At 65.1% G+C, this 19,928-nt stretch carries 17 protein-coding genes and 1 pseudogene; 7 read left to right on the top strand and 11 right to left on the bottom strand.

The genetic code is table 11. The annotated features are described in order from the left end of the window. Positions 1 to 201 precede the first annotated feature (201 nt). Positions 202 to 1,887: a bifunctional phosphoribosylaminoimidazolecarboxamide formyltransferase/IMP cyclohydrolase gene (gene purH / locus FBY31_RS19570; protein ID WP_142044332.1), complete on the bottom strand. Its 1,686-nt coding sequence runs from the start codon at positions 1,885 to 1,887 to the stop codon at positions 202 to 204. A 141-nt stretch (positions 1,888 to 2,028) separates the two neighbouring features. Here purH and FBY31_RS19565 point away from each other — a divergent pair, with 141 nt between their 5' ends. Next, positions 2,029 to 3,381 (top strand): MFS transporter, encoded by a 1,353-nt coding sequence (locus tag FBY31_RS19565; RefSeq protein ID WP_142044330.1) that lies wholly within the window; start codon positions 2,029 to 2,031, stop codon positions 3,379 to 3,381. Positions 3,382 to 3,532: 151 nt separating this feature from the next. Here the strand turns inward: FBY31_RS19565 and purN are convergent, their stop codons facing one another. Beyond that, positions 3,533 to 4,117, bottom strand: a complete 585-nt coding sequence (gene purN / locus FBY31_RS19560; protein WP_142044328.1) for a phosphoribosylglycinamide formyltransferase — start codon at positions 4,115 to 4,117, stop codon at positions 3,533 to 3,535. A 39-nt stretch (positions 4,118 to 4,156) separates the two neighbouring features. Between purN and FBY31_RS19555 the strand changes: the two genes are divergently transcribed. Further along, on the top strand, positions 4,157 to 4,588 hold the full coding sequence (locus tag FBY31_RS19555; protein ID WP_142044326.1) for a hypothetical protein: 432 nt from the start codon (positions 4,157 to 4,159) through the stop codon (positions 4,586 to 4,588). 15 nt (positions 4,589 to 4,603) lie between these two features. On the opposite strand, the gene FBY31_RS19550 is transcribed toward FBY31_RS19555, so the two are convergent. Further along, positions 4,604 to 5,917 (bottom strand): cell division protein PerM, encoded by a 1,314-nt coding sequence (locus tag FBY31_RS19550; protein ID WP_142044324.1) that lies wholly within the window; start codon positions 5,915 to 5,917, stop codon positions 4,604 to 4,606. 149 nt (positions 5,918 to 6,066) lie between these two features. Here FBY31_RS19550 and FBY31_RS19545 point away from each other — a divergent pair, with 149 nt between their 5' ends. Next, on the top strand, positions 6,067 to 6,528 hold the full coding sequence (locus FBY31_RS19545; protein ID WP_142044322.1) for a DUF4383 domain-containing protein: 462 nt from the start codon (positions 6,067 to 6,069) through the stop codon (positions 6,526 to 6,528). A gap of 296 nt (positions 6,529 to 6,824) precedes the next feature. Here FBY31_RS19545 and FBY31_RS19540 read toward each other — a convergent pair whose 3' ends face one another. The 6 genes from FBY31_RS19540 to FBY31_RS19515 all read right to left on the bottom strand — a co-directional run bounded on the left by FBY31_RS19540 (position 6,825) and on the right by FBY31_RS19515 (position 14,241). Next, entirely contained in the window at positions 6,825 to 7,658 is an 834-nt protein-coding gene (locus FBY31_RS19540; protein WP_142044320.1) for a DUF2382 domain-containing protein, read from the bottom strand. Positions 7,659 to 7,896: 238 nt separating this feature from the next. Continuing rightward, the gene (locus tag FBY31_RS19535) at positions 7,897 to 9,348 is read right to left on the bottom strand and encodes an L-fucose/L-arabinose isomerase family protein (RefSeq protein ID WP_142044318.1); all 1,452 of its coding nucleotides are present in this window, start codon (positions 9,346 to 9,348) and stop codon (positions 7,897 to 7,899) included. Positions 9,349 to 9,427: 79 nt separating this feature from the next. Further along, a complete protein-coding gene (gene rhaS / locus FBY31_RS19530; RefSeq protein WP_142044316.1) occupies positions 9,428 to 10,486 on the bottom strand; it encodes a rhamnose ABC transporter substrate-binding protein in 1,059 nt (352 codons plus the stop codon). A 53-nt stretch (positions 10,487 to 10,539) separates the two neighbouring features. Continuing rightward, positions 10,540 to 11,652, bottom strand: a complete 1,113-nt coding sequence (locus FBY31_RS19525) for an ABC transporter permease (protein WP_142044314.1) — start codon at positions 11,650 to 11,652, stop codon at positions 10,540 to 10,542. Next, entirely contained in the window at positions 11,645 to 12,694 is a 1,050-nt protein-coding gene (locus tag FBY31_RS19520; protein WP_142044312.1) for an ABC transporter permease, read from the bottom strand. The genes FBY31_RS19525 and FBY31_RS19520 overlap by 8 nt, the downstream gene beginning before the upstream one ends. Next, a complete protein-coding gene (locus FBY31_RS19515; protein WP_142044310.1) occupies positions 12,691 to 14,241 on the bottom strand; it encodes a sugar ABC transporter ATP-binding protein in 1,551 nt (516 codons plus the stop codon). Before FBY31_RS19515 ends, FBY31_RS19520 begins: the two co-directional genes overlap by 4 nt. Before the next feature lie 235 nt (positions 14,242 to 14,476). Here FBY31_RS19515 and FBY31_RS19510 point away from each other — a divergent pair. Then, positions 14,477 to 14,806, top strand: a pseudogene (locus tag FBY31_RS19510) (glycosyltransferase); the annotation flags it as partial. Positions 14,807 to 14,990: 184 nt separating this feature from the next. On the opposite strand, the gene FBY31_RS19500 reads toward FBY31_RS19510, so the two are convergent. Next, positions 14,991 to 15,857, bottom strand: a complete 867-nt coding sequence (locus FBY31_RS19500; protein WP_142044308.1) for an HAD family hydrolase — start codon at positions 15,855 to 15,857, stop codon at positions 14,991 to 14,993. A gap of 230 nt (positions 15,858 to 16,087) precedes the next feature. Between FBY31_RS19500 and FBY31_RS19495 the strand changes: the two genes are divergently transcribed. Then, on the top strand, positions 16,088 to 16,357 hold the full coding sequence (locus FBY31_RS19495) for a GlsB/YeaQ/YmgE family stress response membrane protein (RefSeq protein WP_142044306.1): 270 nt from the start codon (positions 16,088 to 16,090) through the stop codon (positions 16,355 to 16,357). A gap of 175 nt (positions 16,358 to 16,532) precedes the next feature. Further along, positions 16,533 to 18,686 carry a putative bifunctional diguanylate cyclase/phosphodiesterase gene (locus FBY31_RS19490; protein WP_142044304.1) on the top strand — a complete coding sequence of 718 codons (2,154 nt, stop codon included), beginning with the start codon at positions 16,533 to 16,535 and terminating at the stop codon, positions 18,684 to 18,686. Between the two features lie 9 nt (positions 18,687 to 18,695). On the opposite strand, the gene FBY31_RS19485 is transcribed toward FBY31_RS19490, so the two are convergent. Beyond that, positions 18,696 to 19,142 carry a hypothetical protein gene (locus FBY31_RS19485; protein ID WP_142044302.1) on the bottom strand — a complete coding sequence of 149 codons (447 nt, stop codon included), beginning with the start codon at positions 19,140 to 19,142 and terminating at the stop codon, positions 18,696 to 18,698. A 230-nt stretch (positions 19,143 to 19,372) separates the two neighbouring features. On the opposite strand from FBY31_RS19485, the gene FBY31_RS19480 reads away from it, so the two are divergent. Continuing rightward, the gene (locus tag FBY31_RS19480; protein ID WP_142044300.1) at positions 19,373 to 19,924 is read left to right on the top strand and encodes a dihydrofolate reductase family protein; all 552 of its coding nucleotides are present in this window, start codon (positions 19,373 to 19,375) and stop codon (positions 19,922 to 19,924) included. Positions 19,925 to 19,928: the final 4 nt, after the last annotated feature.

The raw sequence follows: 19,928 nt of genomic DNA, 5'->3' as shown, positions 1-19,928 counted from the left end.
GGGCCTGCGCGGTTAGGGAGCCGCTGGGTGGGCCCACGCCGGCAGGGTTCCCTGGCCGAGCTTGCGCGGTTAGGGAGCCGCTGGGTGGGCCCACGCCGGCAGGGTTCCCTGGCCGAGCTTGCGAGGTTAGGGAGCCGCTGGGTGGGCCCACGCCGGCAGGGTTCCCTGGCCGAGCTTGCGAGGTTAGGGAGCCGCTGGGGACTAGTGGAAGAAGTGGCGTGCACCTGTGAAGTACATGGTGATGCCGGCCGCGTTGGCTGCCGCGATGACTTCCTCATCCCGGACCGAGCCGCCGGGCTGGACGACGGCGCGGACACCGGCGTCGATCAGGATCTGCAGGCCGTCGGCGAACGGGAAGAACGCGTCGGAAGCCGCCACGGCGCCCCGGGCCCGCTGGGGTGCCCCGCTCGCATCGGTGTTGCCGGCACCGCCGGCACCTTCGACGTCGGACTCTACCTTCACGCCAAGCGTGTTGGCGCGCTCAACGGCCAGGCGGCAGGAATCCAGGCGGTTGACCTGCCCCATGCCGATGCCCACGGCAGCGCCGTCCTGGGCAAGCAGGATGGCGTTGGACTTGGCGGCGCGGCAGGCGGTCCAGGCGAAGGCCAGGTCCGCGAGGGTCTTTTCGTCGGCGGCCTCGCCAGCGGCCAGGGTCCAGTTGGCGGGGTTGTCGCCGTCGGCATCAACCTTGTCGCTGGCCTGGACCAGGACGCCGCCGGAAACCTGGCGGATCTCCGTGGGGTAGCGGCCGTAGCCGTCCGGAAGGGCGAGCAGGCGGATGTTCTTCTTCTTGGACAGGATCTCCACTGCCTCGGGTTCGAAGCCCGGAGCGATGACAACCTCTGTGAAGATGTCCTTCACCGTGTTGGCCATGCCGGCGGTCACGGTGCGGTTCGCGGCGATGACACCGCCGAAAGCCGAGACGGGATCGCAGGCGTGCGCCTTGGCGTGGGCGTCGGCGATGGGGTCGGCAGCATCTGCAGCGCCCACGGCTACGCCGCAGGGGTTGGCGTGCTTGATGATCGCGACGGCAGGCCCGCTGAAGTCGTAGGCGGCCCGCAGTGCCGCGTCGGCGTCCACAAAGTTGTTGTAGCTCATGGCCTTGCCGTGCAGCTGATCGGCCTGCGCGATGCCCGCCGGTGCAGCCTTGTCAACGTAGAGGGCCGCCTGCTGGTGCGGGTTCTCGCCGTAGCGCAGCACCTCGGAGCGCTCGAGCGAAAGGCCGGCGTAGGCGGGCCAGTCGATGATGCCGTCCCCGTCTTCATCCAGGAACTGGCTCGCGGTCCAGGTGGCCACGGCATTGTCGTAGGACGCGGTGTGGGCGAACGCCTTGGCAGCCAGCCGGCGTCGGGTCTTCAGGTCAAAGCCGCCCTCAGCGGCAGCGGTAACCACCTCGCTGTAGAAGGAGGGGTCCACCACAATGGCGACGGCGGCGTGGTTCTTCGCTGCGGAGCGCACCATGGCGGGGCCTCCGATGTCGATCTGCTCCACAACATCATCCTGGGCAGCGCCGGACTTCACGGTCTCGACGAACGGGTAGAGGTTCACCACCACCAGGTCGAAAGGCTCGATCTGCATGTTGGTGAGCGTTTCCATATGCGCCGCGACACGGCGGTCAGCGAGAATGCCGCCGTGCACGCGCGGGTGCAGCGTCTTCACGCGGCCGTCCAGCATCTCGGGTGAGCCGGTGACTTCCTCGACCTCCTGGACGGGAATGCCGGCGGCGGCGATCTTCTTGGCCGTGGATCCGGTGGATACCAGCTTCACACCCGCTGCATGCAGGCCCTGGGCGAGCTCCTCCAGACCGGACTTGTCGTAAACCGAGATCAGGGCCCGGCGGATGGGAACACGGTCAATGGATATGCGCTCATGCTGCGTGAAGCTCACAAATGTCTCCGTCTTATCTCGCGGAACAGTGCCGCGGTTGGTGGGGATACGGCCAGTTTATCGCGAAGTGCAGTTTGCCCCCCGTGCAGGCGGAAGTGTGAACGCCAGCGGGCCGGGCTAAAGTTCTTCCAGGAGGCTGCGATGAATACTTACACCACTGTGCCGAGCGGCGAACAGGTGGTCCAGGAACTGCCATGGCGATGGAGAGTCCAGGGCAGGATTTTTGTGATCGGCGGCCTCGGTTTTATGTTCGACGCCTGGGATGTCACCCTCAACGGCATCCTCATTCCGTTGCTCTCCACGCACTGGGCCCTGGCCCCGGGTGAGGTTGCCTGGGTGGGAACCGCCAACCTGATCGGCATGGCCCTGGGCGCCTTTGTATGGGGCACCATCGCGGACACCATCGGGCGCAAGAAGGCCTTCACGGCCACCCTGCTGATCTTCTCCCTCTTCACCGTGCTGGGCGCCTTCTCCCCCGACTTCATTTGGTTCTGCATGTTCCGGTTCCTGGCCGGCTTCGGGCTGGGCGGCTGTATTCCCGTGGACTACGCCCTGGTGGGTGAGTTCACGCCACGCAAGCAGCGCGGCAAGGTCCTCACGGCAATGGACGGCTGGTGGCCGGTGGGAGCCGCCCTGGCCGGCTTTGTCTCCGCCGGGCTCGTGGCCCTGTACGGCGACTGGCGGCTGACCATGCTGGTGATGGTGCTGCCTGCACTGCTGGTGTTCTGGGTCCGCAGGAGCGTTCCGGAGTCGCCGCTGTTCCTGATCCGCAAGGGCCGGCGCGAGGAAGCAGCCAGGGTCATTGACGATCTGGTGGCGGCAACCGGGGCGGAACCCCGCGCCTACAGCCTGCCCGATGCCAAGGAAGTGCCCCGGCTTTCGGCTGGCAGTGCCTGGCACCAGCTGCGCCTCGTGTGGCAGTTCAACTGGAAGATCACCACCGCCGCCTGGTCCCTGTTCTTCACCATCCTGCTGGTCTACTACCTGTCGCTCACGTGGATGCCGCGGATCCTGATCGGCGCCGGCTTCGCGGAGTACAAGGCGTTTGTCACCACGGCGTCCATGGCCGCCGTCGGGCTTCTGGGCGTTATTGTCGCGGCCCTGCTGGTGGAGCGGGTGGGCCGCAAATGGATCCTCGCCATCACCGGTCCGTTGTCAGCGCTGACCCTGGTGATCGTGGCCATCGTGGTTGACATCCCCACGGCTGCGGTGTTCTGGCTTCTGGTGTTCGGCTTCGTGGTGCAGGTGGCCATCCCGGTTCTTTACGCCTACGTCTCCGAGCTCTACCCCACCGAGCTGCGCGGCACCGGTTTCGGCTGGGCGTCAACGTTCTCCCGGCTGGGCGCCGGCTTCGGTCCTCTCATCTTCGCGAACTACTTCTGGCCGGAGCTGGGCCTGGCCACGTCCTTTGCCCTGGCCGGAGGGCTGGTGCTCCTTGCTGTGCTGTGGATGGCGTTCTTCTCCCCCGAGACCAGGCAGCGCCGCCTCGAATAGGAGGCCAGCGACACGCTCATTCAATTTCGACGCGGACGTTCCGTGGCGCACACCAAATTTCCGGTGCGCCACGGCGTTTGCGCCTCGAAGAGGAACATGCGCGTCGATGGCGCCGCGGTAAGGGCGAAGATCAGGCGTGTAAGGGGTGGGGTTAGGTGGGGAGGCCGGCGCGGTGGGCGGCGGCCAGGGATGCCAGGGTGGACACCAGCAGCCTGCGCTCCACCACCTTGATGCGCTCGTGCAGCGTTTCCTCGGTGTCGGACTCCTCGATGGCCACGGCTTCCTGCGCAATGATGGGCCCGGTGTCCACGCCGGCGTCGGCCCAATGGACGGTGCAGCCGGTGACCTTCACGCCGTACGCCATCGCGTCGCGGACGCCGTGGGCACCCGGGAAAGCCGGAAGCAAGGCGGGGTGGGTGTTCAGGTACCTGCCGTTAAAAGCATCGATGAACCCCGGGCTCACGATCCGCATGAAACCTGATGAGACCACCACCTCCGGCTCAAACGCGGCAACCGCCTCGGTCAGGGCGGCGTTCCAGTCAGCCCGGTCAGCGTAGGCCTTGAAGTCCACAACAAAAGTGGGGATGCCGGCAGCCGCGGAGCGTTCCACGCCATAGGTGCCCGGTCGGTCAGCTCCCACCGCGGCGATTTCAACGTCGAGGTCCCCTGCCTTCACCGCGTCAATGACTGCCTGGAGGTTGGACCCGGTTCCGGAAACGAGGACTACGATGCGCATGGCTCTAGCTTATGGGCAGCCTCGCGTAGGCTGGAAAACATGAACACCGCACCCCAACCGGCTGGGCAGCAGCGCACAAAACCGCCGCTGAGCGAGGCAGCCAAGGCCTCGCTCGCCAAGACCCACACCCTGTTCCGGATCTTTGTGGTTTCTGTGCTCGGCGCCTTCTTTGTGTACCAGCTCGATGTCAGCTATCTCTGGCTGACGGCGCTGCTGACGGTGGCCAGCCTGGCCCTCGGCGTGGTGCTCCTGATCAGGGCGGTGCGGTTGAAGGAGTCCAGGCTTGTCCTCATCGGGACAATTTCGGGATTGGTGGTGTCCGCGATCATGGTGCTGCTGATCCTGGTGACAGCCCTGTTCTTTGATGAAGTGCGTGAGTACCAGGCCTGCGTTGGGCGGGCCTTGACCGACCAGGCACAGTCGGCGTGCAGGGTGCAGTTGCAGGGCTCGCTGCCCACGCAACTCCCGTAGGCACACCCCAAGGTCCTACCGGACCAGCTCCGCGTCCTCTTCCTTCGCCGCCTGCTCACGTTCCAGCCACGGCCCTGCCGCGTAGCCAATCACGACGCCGGCAGCAACTTCCGCCGCCACCCAGACTCCCGTCCACAACGGGTCAGGACCAATCGCAGTCAGGCGTCCGATCCCCGCTGATCCGCGTGCCAGCCAGGCCAGGCCGGCGGTGAGCAGCCCGGCGGCCAGCCCGCACAGGACCCCGAGCACCAGGGTGGAAACGGTGGCGGTGAACCAGCGGGCGCGGACCTTGATGGAGAGCCACTCGTCGAAGTGGTTTTCGCCTTCCCGCAGGAACCACCAGCCGGCCAGGACACCCGCGAGGACCGGGACGATCAGCGCAACGAAGGCGTAATCCAGGGGGCCTGCGGGGATGGCGGCCAGCGCCGGGACGGAAGGGAGCGGGCCCACCGCGGTTCCCAGCGGGCCCACCTGGGAACCGACGCCCATGGCAAAACCTGAACCGGACGCCCATGCCAAGGCAAACACCACGAGGTTGGGCAGGAAGCCCAGCTGCGCAATGGTGAGGGCGGCACCTCCCACCGCGCCGGCGTCGAGCGCCTCATAGACCGCAACCACCAGGTTCCAGTGAATGAACAGGTCAACGGCCAGCAGCAGCGCTGCCAGCGCCAGGGCGGAGAGCACCGCCACAAAACCGGCCTTCGCCGCGGAGCCGAGGTAGGACCCCGCCCAGCGCGAATGCTGGCTGGTGCGGGAAATCCAGTCCACGGCGTCGACGCCGATGAGCCGGCTCCAGGAGCCTGCCTCGCGGTGTGCGCCGATCACCATGCCCAGGGCATAGGGAATCAGGGGGATGAACATGGCGTGCCAGGGGTTGACGCCGACGTCGGGCGTGCGGCAGACGAACCCGGTTGCCGTCCCGAAGGCCGCGTACACCACCCAGGAACCGAGGAGTGCCTGCCACAGCTGGTCCGTATAGGATGCCCGGGCCAGCCGGCGTCCTGCCCGCCAGGCGAGCAGGAAGGGGATCAGGGTGAGGCCAAGGGGAATCAGCGTGAGCAGCCCGGACCCGGAGTTGGCCCCGGCCGTGGAGCCTGCGGCCGTGAGTTCCAGCGGCACCCCATGGACCAGCAGCCAGGACTGGCCGGCCAGGCGGGCCAGAAACTCGACGGCGCCGTCATGGAACCCGGCCGTAGCCCACACGGCCAGGACCGGGGCGATCACCACCAATGCCGAGATGATGGCTGCCTGGGCCGTTTCGAGGGCGCCCTGCAGCCACAAGGGCATGGGAAGGCCACGGTCTCCGGTCTGATCAGCACGCAGTTTCATCGTTTTCCATGGTGTCACGGCGGCCGCGCCCGGTCCGTGACCGACAGGCACAACCTCTGTGGCACCGGCCCAATGCACCTCGTGCCGGCGCTTTTCACAAGGGTCAGCCGTAAAATTGAATTGTCCACATAAGTGGCAGGAGGCAAAGAATGACTACCGCATCCCCACATGCACACGGCGTTCACTTTGGCCGGGCAGACGTCCAAAACGTTGGCATGGGAGTGGGAATTGTTTTGATGCTGGTGGGTGTCCTGGGCTTTATCCCGGGCGTCACCACCCAATACAGCGAACTGATGTTCCTCGGACCGGCTTCGCATGCCGTGTTCCTTGGTTTGTTCCAGGTATCCATGCTGCTCAACATTGTGCAGCTGGCTATCGGCGCAACGGGTCTGGCCATGTCCCGCACCGAGCATGGCGCCCGTAATTTCCTTCTCGGAGCAGGCGCACTGTATATCGTCCTGGCCATCTTCGGGCTTATTGTCGGTGTTGATTCGGCGGCGAATTTCCTGTCGCTGAACATGATGGACAACTGGACCCACCTGGCACTGGGCGTCGTGATGATTGTTGCTGGCTGGCTGTTCTCCAGGAACATGGCGTCCGACAGGGCATAGCCCGGTATCCGTAACCCGGGGAAACAGGAGCCGCGAATGGGAGAAGAACATTAAGTTCTGAAGATATTCGTCCTACTGGCTGGTGCAGTCGCCGCTCCGGCACGGCTGCACCGGCATTCCGCGGCAATCCCGCCACCAGCGGGAACCCGCCGCGGCGTGAAAAAAGTTCCGTATGCACACCGACGCCGGGAGCCCCAAGTGGACTCCCGGCGTCGTTCGCTGCGTGGATACCTTAGCGGTGGTCACCGTCGCGCCGGTCCGTTCAGCGGCGCGACGGCTTTACCTCAGCGGAAGGATCAGCGGCGCCGGTCACGATCGACGCCGTCGGCGTCGATGTGCTCCTTGCGGACTTCCTCGTTGACTGTGACGTCGTCCTGGACCACGTCCTTGTCGAGGCGGACACGCTCCACGGGAACGGTCTCCTTCTCCACGACCGGGCGCTCCTCGTGCAATGTGACCTCGTGCTCCTCTTCACTGATGTCCGGGCCGCTGAGTGCCTGGCCGCGGTTCGCATCCGTGATGGGCTCCCGCTCCAGGCGGACCTCTTCGCGCTGCACCGGAACCGTCTTGGTGACGTTTTCGGTGGTGACGTACTTGCGGAGCCTGGCGCGGCCGGCGGTCTCGCGTTCGGTGCCGACGTGCAGCCGCTCCTCCGAGCGGGTCATGGCGTCGTCCGTGGTGGGGCCGGAGGTGTCGCGGCCAACCGTTTCGCGGTCGGAGGCGTAGCCGGCTGTACCGGCATGCGGCGTGCCGGCGTTGAGGTCGGCGTCGCCCTGCAGGTCCACGTCGTGCCGGGCATCGGAGTAGGTCCGGGCGCCGCGCTCGTAATAGGTGTACAGCCGGTCTTCTTCCTCAGGAGTGAGGTGTCCGTCCACATCCACGCGGGGTGCGTCCTTGACGTGATCCTTGCTGAAGGGAACCACCAGGTCCTCGCCCTGGGTGTGTGCCCCTTCCACCGGAATAAAGGACTGGGAGGTGCCGAAGAGACCGGTCTTGACCGTAACCCAGGTGGGCTCGCCGGTATCGTCGTCTGCGTAGAGCTGGCCGATTGAGCCGATCTTCTCGCCGTCGGAACCGATGACGTTGCCGCTCTTGTTGAGCAGGCCTTCAAGGTTTTCCCTGTTGAGCATGACGTCTCCTTGGATTGTCGTTGCGCTGGGTCTAGCTAGCCATGGATGTCGCGGCACCGGAATGTTCCCCGGCGCACGGGCTCCGCCCCCTCTGCTAAAGGCATCGCGCTAGCTGCCCGTCTACAGTAAGCAGGCTTAGCATCAAAAGGGAAGTCTACTTAGTAATTTTTTCGTCCCGGGTGTCCCAACCCCAACCTGACGAGCCATTTTGTCCTGAATTAGTTTCAGGCTTCCTAAACTAAACGAGTGAAACGTGCCGGTGTTCGATGCCTAAAAGCGATGCCGCGGCCTTGATGTCGGCCGCCCGGTGCCCCAGGCACAGCGCCCAGTGGTGGCCGGTTCCGGTCTGGCTCCACCGGTCCACCCAGAGGCCCGGATCGCCGCCGAAATCCACGCGTGAGGTAGTGTTGCCGATGGCCAGGAGCGGGCCAGGTACCACCGCTCCTTCAGAGGTGACAAAAACGTAGCTGCCGTCCGGGTCCTGGCCCAGGGCGAGGGTGGTGACCGGTCCGGGCCGGACGTCGAATTCCACGGATACTCCCCAACCCCGCTTGCCGTGATAGATACCCAGTCCACGCAAGAGCGGGTCCTTTGAGGAGACCGCGAGATGCGCCGGCCCGTCGTGGCCCATCTCCACCACGTTGTCAAAAAAGTTCAGGGCCTGGATTTCGGTGAAGGAACCTCCGGCGCCGATGGCCTGGGCAGCCAGCATGGCAATGGAGGTCCGCAGCTCATACTCCCCCGCCATCGGAATTCCACGCGCCGTGAGGATGGAGGAGCCCAGGATCATCCCGGCGCCCAGCCGCTCGTGCTGTTCTCCCGCCAGGCCGCGGTGGTAGTAGGCCACCGAGTCCAGGTCGAAGTCCTTCACGAGGCGGTCCAGGCCCACCGAGACCCTGGCACCCCAGGCGAAGTCGTCGTCGTTCACGGACTCGTCGAGCACAAACAGTTCCCTGGCCAGGGCGAGCCGCTCGGAGACCTCACCCTCGGTGACGGCGTTGACGCGCTCGCGCAGGTCATCGAACTCAAGCACCTCCACATGCGATCCGAACGTGGTGGACACCGTGGTCAGGTCGGTGGCAACGTCGAGCATGCCCGGGTAAAGGTGGCCCATGAGGCCATGGCGCGCATTGCGGAGCCGGGCGCGGACGCCGGCGGCATGCACCCACTGGCTGATCCGTTCCCAGGCGGAGTCCTGCTTCAGGTGCCCGGAAACGGACCGGAACTGGATGCCCGCCCGGCGGAAGACATTGGCCACCTCGGGCACCGGGCATTGGCCGCAGTAGGCCAGCCAGGCTCCGGTATCGAAGTTCGCATGGTCCATCGCCTCGGTGGGCTGGAGATCGATGACCAGCACCGGGCTGCCGGAGCGCTGGGCCACCGGCAGGACCATGGATGACGTCAGGTAGGTGGCCAAAAAGATGACGATGAGGTCGCAGTCGGCCTGCCGCAGCTTTTCGCCGGCAGTCAGGGCCTGAGTGGCATCGGAGATGAAGCCGGCATCGATGACCTCCGCGTCCATCTCCTGGAAGCGTGATGTGACGTAGCGGGCCGATTCTTCAAGCTGGGGCAGGAGGCCCGGAAATTGGGGCCAGTACGCTCCCAGTCCCCCGGACACGAGCCCAATCCGGGTGGGCCGGCGCTTATGGGGTTCCAGCAAGGCGGCAGCAGACTTCTTAGTGGGGAGCATGGGCAGCCTTTCCGGGAATTGATCCAGCGCATGGCACCGCCGGGCGGGCTGAAGCTGCCCGCCCGGCTGAAGTTGGGAGCTAGAAGTTGTACTTGTCGATGTTGCCCGTGTTGAAGACCGTCGGCGGGCCCACGATGACCTTTCCGCCTTCCTCAACAGTCCGGTCGCCCAGGTTGCCGGCGGTGAATTTGTCGCCGGCTTTTCCGGTGATCTTTCCCTCAACGAGCGCCTTCCCGGCGAACGCGGCAACGTAGCCAAGCTGGGCGGGATCCCAGAGGGCGAACTCCTTGACTGTTCCGTCCTTGACGAACGGCCGCATCTCGTTCGGCAGGCCAAGCCCGGTCAGCGCAACCTTGCCCTTGTAGGCAGACGTGGAGAGGTACCTGGCCGTTGCGGCAATACCCACGGTGGTGGGCGAGATGATGCCCTTCAGGTTGGGGTGGGCCTGCAGCAGGCCCTGGGCTTCCTGGAAGGATTTGGTGTCGTCGTCGTCGCCGTACACCTTGGCCACCAGCTTGATGTCCTTGTATGCCGGGTTGGAGGCCAGGTCCTCCTCCATGAACTTGATCCACTCGTTCTGGTTGGTGGCGTTTGCCGTGGCAGAGAGGATGGCGATCTCGCCGGATCCGCCGATCTGGTCGGCGATCAGCTTGGTCTGGATCAGTGCCACGTCCTTGGCCACCACCTGGCTGATGAACACGTCACGGCAGTCGGGGTTGGCGTCGGAATCGAAGGCCACGATCTTCGCGCCTGCGGAGCGGGCCTCGCCCAGGGCCGTGCAAACGGCGTCGGGATCGTTCGCGGCGATGACAATGACATTTGTTCCTGCCTGGGTTTCAGCGTTGATGAACGAAACCTGGCTGGACGCCGATGCCTCGAGGGGGCCGACCACCTGGGAGGACGCGAAGCCCGCCTCCTGGGCACCGGTTTTGCCGCCACCCAGGACGACGTCAGTGTAGGGGTTATTAAGCTGCTTGGGAATGAACGTGATCTTCTGCTCCTGCACTGCGGCGGAGGTCTCCCCCGATGTTCCCGAGCCACCGCTGCATGCCGTCAGGGCCAGCGCTGCGGCGGCCGTGATGGCGACGAGCGGGGCCAGGTGCGGGGGCCGGCCGGCGCTTTTTCGGTTCAACATCATTGTTTTCCTTCTCCCTTGTTGTGGTCCGTTTTGATTGGTCCTGTATGGCCGGTTCAGTGGGCCCGGCCAGTCGAGGCGCTGGCGGCTGCGTCCCGGCTGAAGCTCTGGCGTACCCGGCGGGTGTGCCGCCATTCGCGTACCGCCGAGCCGACGCTCGGTGCCACCACCGAGAAGATGAGCAGCAGGCCGGTAACGGTGATGAGGACAACGTCCGACACCCTCCCCAGGCGCAGGGCATAGTTCAGGCTGCCGATCAGCAGGACGCCGGCCACTGCACCGGGAATGGTGCCCTTGCCGCCGAAGATCGAAACGCCGCCAAGCAGCACGGCAGCGATGACGGCCAGTTCCAGCCCCGAGGCGTTGTCGCTGCGGGCGCTGGTGTAGCGCAGCGTCCAATAGATGCCTGCCAGGGAGGATACCGTGCCGGAGGCCGCATAGAGCCAGAACTTGCTGCGGGCTACCTTGATGCCCACGAAGTTGGCCGCTTCCTTGCTGTAGCCCATCGCGTACAGCCCCCGCCCGAAGGGCGTGAAATGGAGCAGGATTCCGAAAAACAGCACAATAAGGACGACGCCGATCATCACCGTGGGGATGCCGGTGGCGCCGAGCTTTGAGGTAAAGAAGGCAGTCAGCGGCTTGGGGAAATTGGCTACGGCATTGTCCCCGATCACCACCAATGCCAGTCCGCGGAACAGGGCCAGCGTACCGATGGTGACGGCCAGGGACGGCAAGCCCAGCACAGCGATCAGGAAGCCGTTGAACATCCCGGCCGCTACTCCTGCCAGCAGGCTGATGGCCAGTACCAGCCAGATGTCCATGCCGCTGGCCCAGAGGACGCCCATGAGGGCGCTGGTGAGGCCCGCGGTGCTCGCCACCGAGAGGTCAATCTCGCCGGTGACGATGATGAGCGTCATGGGCATGGCGATGAGCAGGACGGGGATGACGTCCAGCAGCAGGAAGCCGGTGGTCACCGGCGAGGCGAACCGGGGGATGGAAATTGCAGCGAAGATCAGGAAAGCCAGGAGCGCATAGATGGTGATGGCGTCGCGGCTGGCCAGGATGCGGGCGGCACCGGTCCGCCCCTTTGGCTCGGTGGCCAGCGGCTTGGTGCTGTCCGCGACTGGCGCGGCGGCGGGGCTGCTGCCGGGAGTGGTGGTCTCAGACATTCCGTGCCTCACTTATCCGCAGTTTCCTGGCCGTGCGAAGGCTGGCCAGGCGGTCGATCACGATTGCCGTGAGGATCAGGATGCCCACAATGGCCTGCTGCCAGAATTTGTCCACCCGAAGGGCGGTCAGCGAACTGGTGATGGTGGTCAGCAGCAAGGCACCCAGGGCTGCACCTGCGACCGTCCCGCTCCCGCCGAAGATCGCCACCCCGCCCACTACTGCGGCGGCCACCACGTCCAGCTCCATCCCGCTCCCGGTGGTTGCGCCCACGGAGTTGAAGCGGCTCGCGTAGAGGACTCCGGCGAGCCCGGCGAGGGCTCCGTTGGCCAGGAAGGCCAGGAACACCCGCTGGGACACCTTGATGCCCAGGACTTTCGCCGCTTCCGGGTCCGAGCCAATGGCGTACAGGTCCCGGCCGGGCCGGGTTCCGGCCATGTAGACGGCGACGGCGGCCACCACGGCGATAGCCAGCAGGGTGATGATCGGGAAACCCAGCACGGTGTCCACGGACAGCGCCCCGAAGGCTTCCGGCCGGTCCCCGGCGAAGTACTGTTTTCCGCCAGCCCAGGCATTGTTCAGCCCGCGGAACACGTAAAGGCTGCCGAGGGTGATCACCAGCGCCGGTACCTTGGCCACGGTGACCAGGAACCCGTTGAACATGCCGAGCAGGGCGCCGAAGGCCATTCCGAGGAGCAGCACCACGATGATGGGCAGGCCGGGCATGGCAACGAAGATGGAGCCGGTGCCGAAGGCGACCAGCCCCAGCATGGAGCCGACGGACAGGTCGATGTTGCGCGTGATGATCAGCAGGGTCTGTCCGGCCGCCAGGATGACGATGATGGTGGCGTTGAGGAGCAGGTCCTTGACTCCCTGCGGGGACAGGAACAGCGGGTTGTTGATGTAGGTGATCAGCACCAGCAGCGCCAACGCAACCAGCACAGGAAGTTCACGCAGGCGCAGCAGCGCACCAAGGCCGCCGCTGCCGCCGCGGGCAAGTACCGCCGTCGTACCTTTTTCCTCGTGTTTGACCGTGGAACTCATTCCATCACTCCTGCCGGGGAGGTTGCCGCGTGCATGACTGACTCGGGGTTGGCGTCCGCTCTGTCCAGCTGCGCGGTAATCCGCCCCTCGCGCATCACGAGGACCCGGTCCGCCATCCCCAGGACTTCGGGCAGCTCGGAGGAGATCATCAGGATGGCAATGCCGCGGCCGGCGAGGTCGGAGATGAGCCTGTGCACTTCGCTCTTGGTACCCACGTCGATGCCGCGGGTCGGTTCGTCGATGATGAGCAGCCTGGGATCAGTGGCCAGCCACTTGGCCAGCACCACCTTCTGCTGGTTGCCGCCGGAAAGCGTAGAAACGGCGTGCTCCTGCGAGCCTGCCTTGACCTGCAGGCGTTTACTCCACTCCTCCGCGGCCGCGCGTTCCTTGCCGCCATTGATCAGCCCGGCCGTCACAAACTTGTTCCGCAGGGTGAGCGTCACGTTCCGTGCCACCGACAGGTTCATCACCAGGCCCTGCTTGCGGCGGTCCTCGGGCACAAAGCCGAGGCCGGCGGTGATGGCGGCCTGCGGGTCGCGGGCTTTCAGCGGTTTTCCTTCCACCTGGATCTGCCCCGAGTCGTAGGCATCGATGCCGAACACTGCCCGGGCCACCTCGGTCCTGCCGGCACCCACCAGGCCGGCGAGCGCAACGATTTCGCCGGCCCGGACTTCGAAGCTGATGTCCCGGAAAACCCCGGACCTGCTCAGCCCGTCCACCTTCAGCACCGAATGCCCGATCTCCGCCGCAGCCTTGGGGAACAGCGTTCCGATGTCCCTGCCCACCATTTCCCGGACAATCTGTTCAACAGTGACGTCGGCGGTCCGGTGGGTGGCGATGTAGCGGCCATCGCGCATCACCGTGATCCGGTCGCAGAGATCAAACACTTCATCAAAGCGGTGCGAGATAAACAGGATGCCGGTGCCTTTGTCCCGCAAAGAGCGGGCCACGGCAAAGAGCCGGTCAACTTCCACGCCGCTGAGCGCGGCCGTGGGCTCGTCCATCACCAGCACCTTCGCATCCAGCGAAATGGCCTTGGCGATCTCGATGATCTGCTGGTCGGCGATGGAAAGCCCCTCCGCCACGCGGGACGGATCGATGGGCACTCCCAGCCGCCCGAACAGCTCAGCTGCCTGCCGCCGCATCCCGGCACGGCTGATCAGCCCGGACCGCCCCTTGGGCTGCCGGCCGATGAAAATGTTTTCGGCCACGGTAAGGTCCGGGAACAGGGTGGGCTCCTGGTAGATCACGGAAATTCCGGCGGCCTTGCTTTCTGCCACATTCTTGAAGTGGACGGGCTCGCCGCTGAGCCGGAAGTCGCCGGAGTCCGGATGGTGCAGGCCGGCGAGAATTTTCACCAGGGTGGATTTGCCGGCGCCGTTCTCGCCCACCAGGGCATGGATTTCGCCGGCCCGGATCTCCACGGTGCCGTCCGCCAGGGCCACGACGGGGCCGAAGGTCTTGGCGGCACCGGCCAGCGACAGCACGGGCTCGGCGTACGCGCTCCCTTGTCCGGGATCCTGAATTTCATTGCGTTCTTGCTGCATAAATGAACCGCACCTTTGGGGTCTATGCGAGAAATAATGAATCGTTTCACAACACTTGAGTGCCTTGATCATAAGTCCGCTGACCAGCACGGTCAATAGAATTGGCGGCCCGCGGGGTATTCGTGATTGATCCGTGTTCAAGGCGTTCCGGCGCGGCCCTGATGTTTTCCTAACCTTTCCCCCGGCGTCACATCAGGTCCCCCACCCGGCAACGGCACGCGCCCACCGTGGAGGAGTGAGGATCGCAATTGTTGCTGGATCATTCCTGCCCCTGATGAACGGCGTCACGCAGTCCATCCTGCGGGTGCTGGACCACCTGCAGGACCGGGGCGACGACGTCCTGGTCATTGCACCGTCCACGCAGGGCGGCGAAGCGCCGGACCGGGTCAAGGGCGCGGAGATCCACCGGCTGCCTGCGGTGCCGCTGGCCGGCCATACGAACGTTCGAGTGGCCATGGGCGGTGTGTACCGGGTCAAGCGAATCCTTGCCGACTACGCACCGGACATGGACCACGTCCACTCTGCGGGCGCTGGAGGGTGCCGAGCTGGTGCTGCTCCTCACGAGTGGGACGAGTACGGCCGGCTTTCGCCTGCCGTTGCGGGGGCGCTGGTACGACGGCGTGTGGTGCTGGGTGCGCGCAACGCGCTGGATGCGGCTGGGTGGCAGGCCGAAGGCTGGGTGGTACGTGGCCTCGGGACCCCTGCCGGGACGGTGCCTGCGGTAGAAACGGTGCCTGCAGCAGAAGGGGTCAGTTCAGGAGGCCGAGCTCGGCGAAAGCCAGCGCCACGCCATTGCCGGCCGGGCCGGGCGTCACCCTGTCGGCGACGGCCAGCACCTTGGGGTGGCCGTCCTCCACTGCGATGCCAATGCTTGCGTACTCAAGCATCTCGATGTCATTTGCGCTGTCGCCGATGGCCACAATGTCCTTGCGCTCCAGGCCGAAATGCTTCTCTACCACCTGGATTCCCACCGCCTTGTGGGTTCCGGCCATGAAAATCTCCCCTGCGGTGTCGCCGAGTGCAGATAGCGAACTGGGGATGATTCCTACGCCCGGGCCGAGCCCTTCCATCAGACGGGTCAGCGGAACCGGGGAGTCAAAGCACGAGATCTTCGCGTAAGCCACAGAGCGAAGGTCGTCGCTGTACTGCACCGGGCCCAGGATGTCCTCGACCGGATCAACGTCAGTGCTGAGGACGCCGTCGTGCCGGGACCTGCCGGCAAAGACAGGGCCGAGCACGCGCCTCAGCCGCTCGTCCACCCCCGTTCGGCCATGCAGGGATTCGGGAGCTTCCAGGATGTACGCCACATTGTTCGCATCCAGGACGTCCACAATGCGGCTGGCGAGGTGGGGTTCGAAACGTGTGTCTTTGAGGACCTCTTCCCCGATCTCCACCCGCGCACCTGCACCGGTGATGGTTCCATCAAACCCTGCGCCGAGGATGTGTTCCGGCACCATGGACAGCGGCCGGCCGGTGCACACGAAGACGAGGTGACCCTGGCGCCGCGCGGTCCGCACAGCTTCCACATGCGCGTCCGGGACCACCCCGTGGTCAGCATAGGTGCCGTCGATATCGAGGAAGATGGCACGGGGCCGGACGGTTTGCTGGCTGAACATGCCGAAGCTCCTTGGTTTTTTGGGCGGGGACAATTAACTCTATCGAAGGGGCTGAAAACCGCTGATTTTCCTGCCGCATCCGCCAGCGGTTGCAGGAGCGCCGCATTCCGCCGGCCAAACTGACAGTCATCCCGTGATATTCAGGGTCTTGAAGTGTAGTAAGCACACTGATTGAATTAGGGAACCGGATATGGGGGCACGGCACAACTTACTGATTAAGGAGTGACAACATGGGTATTCTCGGATTTCTCATTTTGGGCCTGATCGCTGGTGCTATTGCCAAGGCCATCCTGCCGGGACGCCAGGGCGGAGGCTGGGTGATCACTATGGTCCTCGGCGTCGTCGGCGCTATCCTGGGCGGCTGGATCGGCTCGCTGATCTTCGGTGGCGGACTGGCTGAATTCTTCGATATCCGCACTTGGCTGCTGGCCATTCTCGGAGCGATTATCGTACTGCTGGTCTACGGCGCAGTCACCAATCGGAGCAGCCGCCGCGTATAGCTGCCGCTCACGTTTCCTCACGAAAAGCGCCGTTCTCCATACGCGGAGGGCGGCGCTTTTGCATGCCCTGCGCCCTGTCCTTCTGCGGCATTTACCCCATCCGGGGGCAAAACCATATCCCCGGACCCATCGATTTCCCGCTCAGGCACTTTATGATGTGCGAGGGGGTGGTGTAATGGCTGATTCTCAAAGCCACAGCAACGGTTTGACGGCGCCGGCATTCGGCGCGGGCCTGGACGCCAGCCCCGACGCACTCCTCGCAGTGGGCCCGGACGGCAGCATCACCATGGCCAACGCCGCCGCCGAGAGGCTTTTCGGGTTCAGCAGGAACGAGTTGGCAGGCCGGAGCCATTACTCGCTGTTCACCGCTGGCTTCCGCGCAGAAGTGGAACGGCTTATCCAGCAGCTGCACGCGGAGCACGGGGAACACCCTCAGCCGCGGGAGGTGTTCGGCGTGAACAGCAACGGGACAGAGTTTTCTGCGGAGGTGGCTGCGTCACTGCTCCCCAGCCCGGTCCCGGACGGCCAACCCGCAGTCGGGGCTGCACCCCAGCTGCTGCTCTCGGTCCGCGGCACGTTGCACCGGGCCGCTGCCCAGGAGGATCTGCGAGAAGCAATGTCGCTGCTGACGGCCACCCTGGAATCCACGGCGGACGGCATCCTGGTGATGAGCAACCAAGGGCACGTTGCCGGTTTCAACGACCAGTTCCTGACCATGTGGGGCATCCCGCCGGAACTGCTCGAGGGTGACAGCGAAGAACCGGTCATGCGGCTCGTCGTTTCCCAGGTCGCGGACCCGGTGTCATTCATGAGCCGGATCTCGGAACTGGAGGACAATCCGGCAGCGGAAAGCCACGACGTCCTGGATTTCAAGGACGGCCGCACCTTCGAGCGGTATTCCCGCCCGCAGTGCGTGGATGACAAGATCGTGGGCAGGGTATGGAGCTTCCGGGACGTCACCCCGCGGCGCAAGGCCCAGGAACAGGCCCACCAGGCCATGTTGGACCTCGCGGCGCAGGCGGAAAAACTGCGGGCCATGGCCTTCCAGGATCCACTGACGGGCCTGGCCAACAGGGCCGTGTTCAACGACGGACTGGCGGACGCCCTCAAGGAGCCGCGGCTGAAGGCCGTAGACGTTCTCCTCCTCGACCTGGACGATTTCAAGGAAGTCAACGACATCCTGGGGCACCAGGCCGGCGACGACATGCTCATCGAGGTGGCGCGCCGGCTCCGCGGCTGCGTCCCCACCGCTGATGTGGTGGCCAGGCTCGGGGGCGATGAATTCGTAGTGCTGCTGACTGCCTGCCCTGATGCTGATGCAATCGCCGCCTGCATCGTCCGCTGCCTGCACGTTCCCGTCACCATCAACGGCAGGGTGCTGCGGCCCAGCCTCAGCATGGGACTCGCGTCCCTCGGGCAGGACAACGTGGGCGCCTCCGAACTGCTGCGGCATGCGGACATCGCTATGTACGCAGCCAAGGCCGCGGGAAAGAACCGCTTCCTCCGGTTCCACGACGACATGATGACCGCCTTGGTGCAGCGGACCGACATGGAGAGCCGGCTGCAACTGGCGGTGTCCCGGGGCGAGATCTCGGTGGACTTCCAGCCGATCGTGTCGCACCGGATGGGCCAGGTGGTGAAGTTCGAGGCGCTGGCACGGTGGGACAGGGACGGCGGGCGCGTGCCGCCGTCGGTCTTTATCCCGCTGGCCGAACGCACCGGACTGATCAACGAAATCGGCGCCGAAGTGATGGCCCTCGGCATGGTGCAGCTGGCCTCGTGGCTGAGCGAAGACCCGTCCCGGTCCCTGTCCGTGAACGTTTCCGGCGTCCAGCTGCAGGATCCGGATTTCGCCGATGAAGTCCTTCGCCTCGCCGAGGCCAGCGGCGTGGCACCCTACCAGCTGGTGCTGGAGGTGACGGAGTCCGTATTTTTCGACGCCGACTGCAGCCTGATCAAACAGCTCAGCACCCTGCGGGACACCGGCGCCCGGGTTGCCCTGGACGATTTTGGCACGGGTTATTCGTCCCTCGGAAGGCTGCAGGACCTGCCGGTGGACACGGTAAAGATCGACAAAAGCTTTGTGTCCATGGTGCGCACCGGCACCGAGCGGTTGCCCATCCTCAGTTCCATGATCAACATGGCCCACAGCCTTGGTTTGACGGTCACTGCCGAGGGTGTGGAGACGGTGGCCCAGGCGGACTACCTCACCGCCCTGGACTGCGACTCACTGCAGGGGTACCTTTTCTCGCTGCCGGAGCCGGGCGCGCGGCTGGAGTATGCCCTGCACCACGCCGAAGAAGCCCTCAACGCACTCAAAGCGCGGTAAGGAAGCGCGCTATGCGGCTTGGTTGCGTCCTGGCTGCTTCGAGTTCTTCGTCGCCTGAGGGGCTTTGGACAGTGCGGGGCCGGGCTGGGCTGCTGCCGCTTCGGGAGCCGACGACGCCGCCACAGCTGAAGCGGGATGGACCACCATGTCCCGGGCCGGCTCAGCCTCAAAGACTGCCGTTTCCTGCGCGGCCTCGTTGACGGGCCCGGCCACGGCCACGCGGTTGCGCTTCCAGCGGCGGACCAGGTCGACGGCGGCCAGGATGCCGGCGAGCGGCGTCAGCACGGCCGCCAGGTAGACGAAGAGCATCCAGGTCAGGGTGGTGAGCGGGGGCTGGTTGTTGTTCAGGAGGGAGAGTCCGCCCAGGAGGCCAACGGCCCAGAAGAGGACCACTGCGGTGAGTACCGCGGCGGCCGGGAAATACTGGTTGGACACGATTTTTTTCAGGGCTTCCATGCACTTCCTCCTGCCTGGCCGGGGCACGGCAACAGCCGTTCAAGACCAGTATGGGGCTGCCGGGGCTCGAATCCCGGCAACACGCAGGCGGTGGTGACGAACCTAACGCCTAAGCCCAAAACCGGTTTATGTTTTCCCTCTTCCCTGCCGGAGCTTCAACTAATAGCGTGGACCTGGCCGGCGCCGATGCCGGATTGCCCGAACCGTTGGCGCCACCCTGGAGGTCCCTCATGCGAAAAGTCACTGCCGGTCTGTTCCATTCGGTGGACGGTGTGGTGTCAGAACCGTTCAAGTTCCAGTTCGACAGCTTCGACGACGAGCTCGGTGCGGGCCTGACCAAGATGATGGAAACGGTGGACACCGTGGTGCTGGGCCGGGTCACCTACCAGGAATGGGCCGGATACTGGCCCACCGCTACAGCGGACCAGGACTTCGCGGCCTTCATCAATTCGGTGGAAAAGTTTGTGGCCTCCCGGTCGTTGAAGGAACCGCTGGAATGGCAGAACTCGCGCCTCATGGATGCCCCGCTGGAAGAGTTCGTGGGCAAGCTGAAGGAGCGCGACGGCGGAGAGATCGCCGTGTGCGGCAGCATCTCCGTGACCCGGCAGCTGCTGTTCGCGGGGCTGCTGGATTCACTCACGCTGATGACCCACCCCGTCATCGCCGGCACAGGCCGCCGCCTGTTCGAAGATGGGGACCCCACCACCAGGCTCGAGCTGCAGGACCAGTACCGGACCAGCAAGGGCAACGTGGTCACCGTTTACGGACGCCGGGGCGACTAGGAGC

This window comes from Arthrobacter sp. SLBN-100, from assembly GCF_006715305.1.
In the GTDB taxonomy this organism is placed as follows: Bacteria; Actinomycetota; Actinomycetes; order Actinomycetales; family Micrococcaceae; genus Arthrobacter.
Note: the sequence above shows the minus strand (reverse complement) of the source record. Positions and strands in the feature narration are given on the sequence as shown.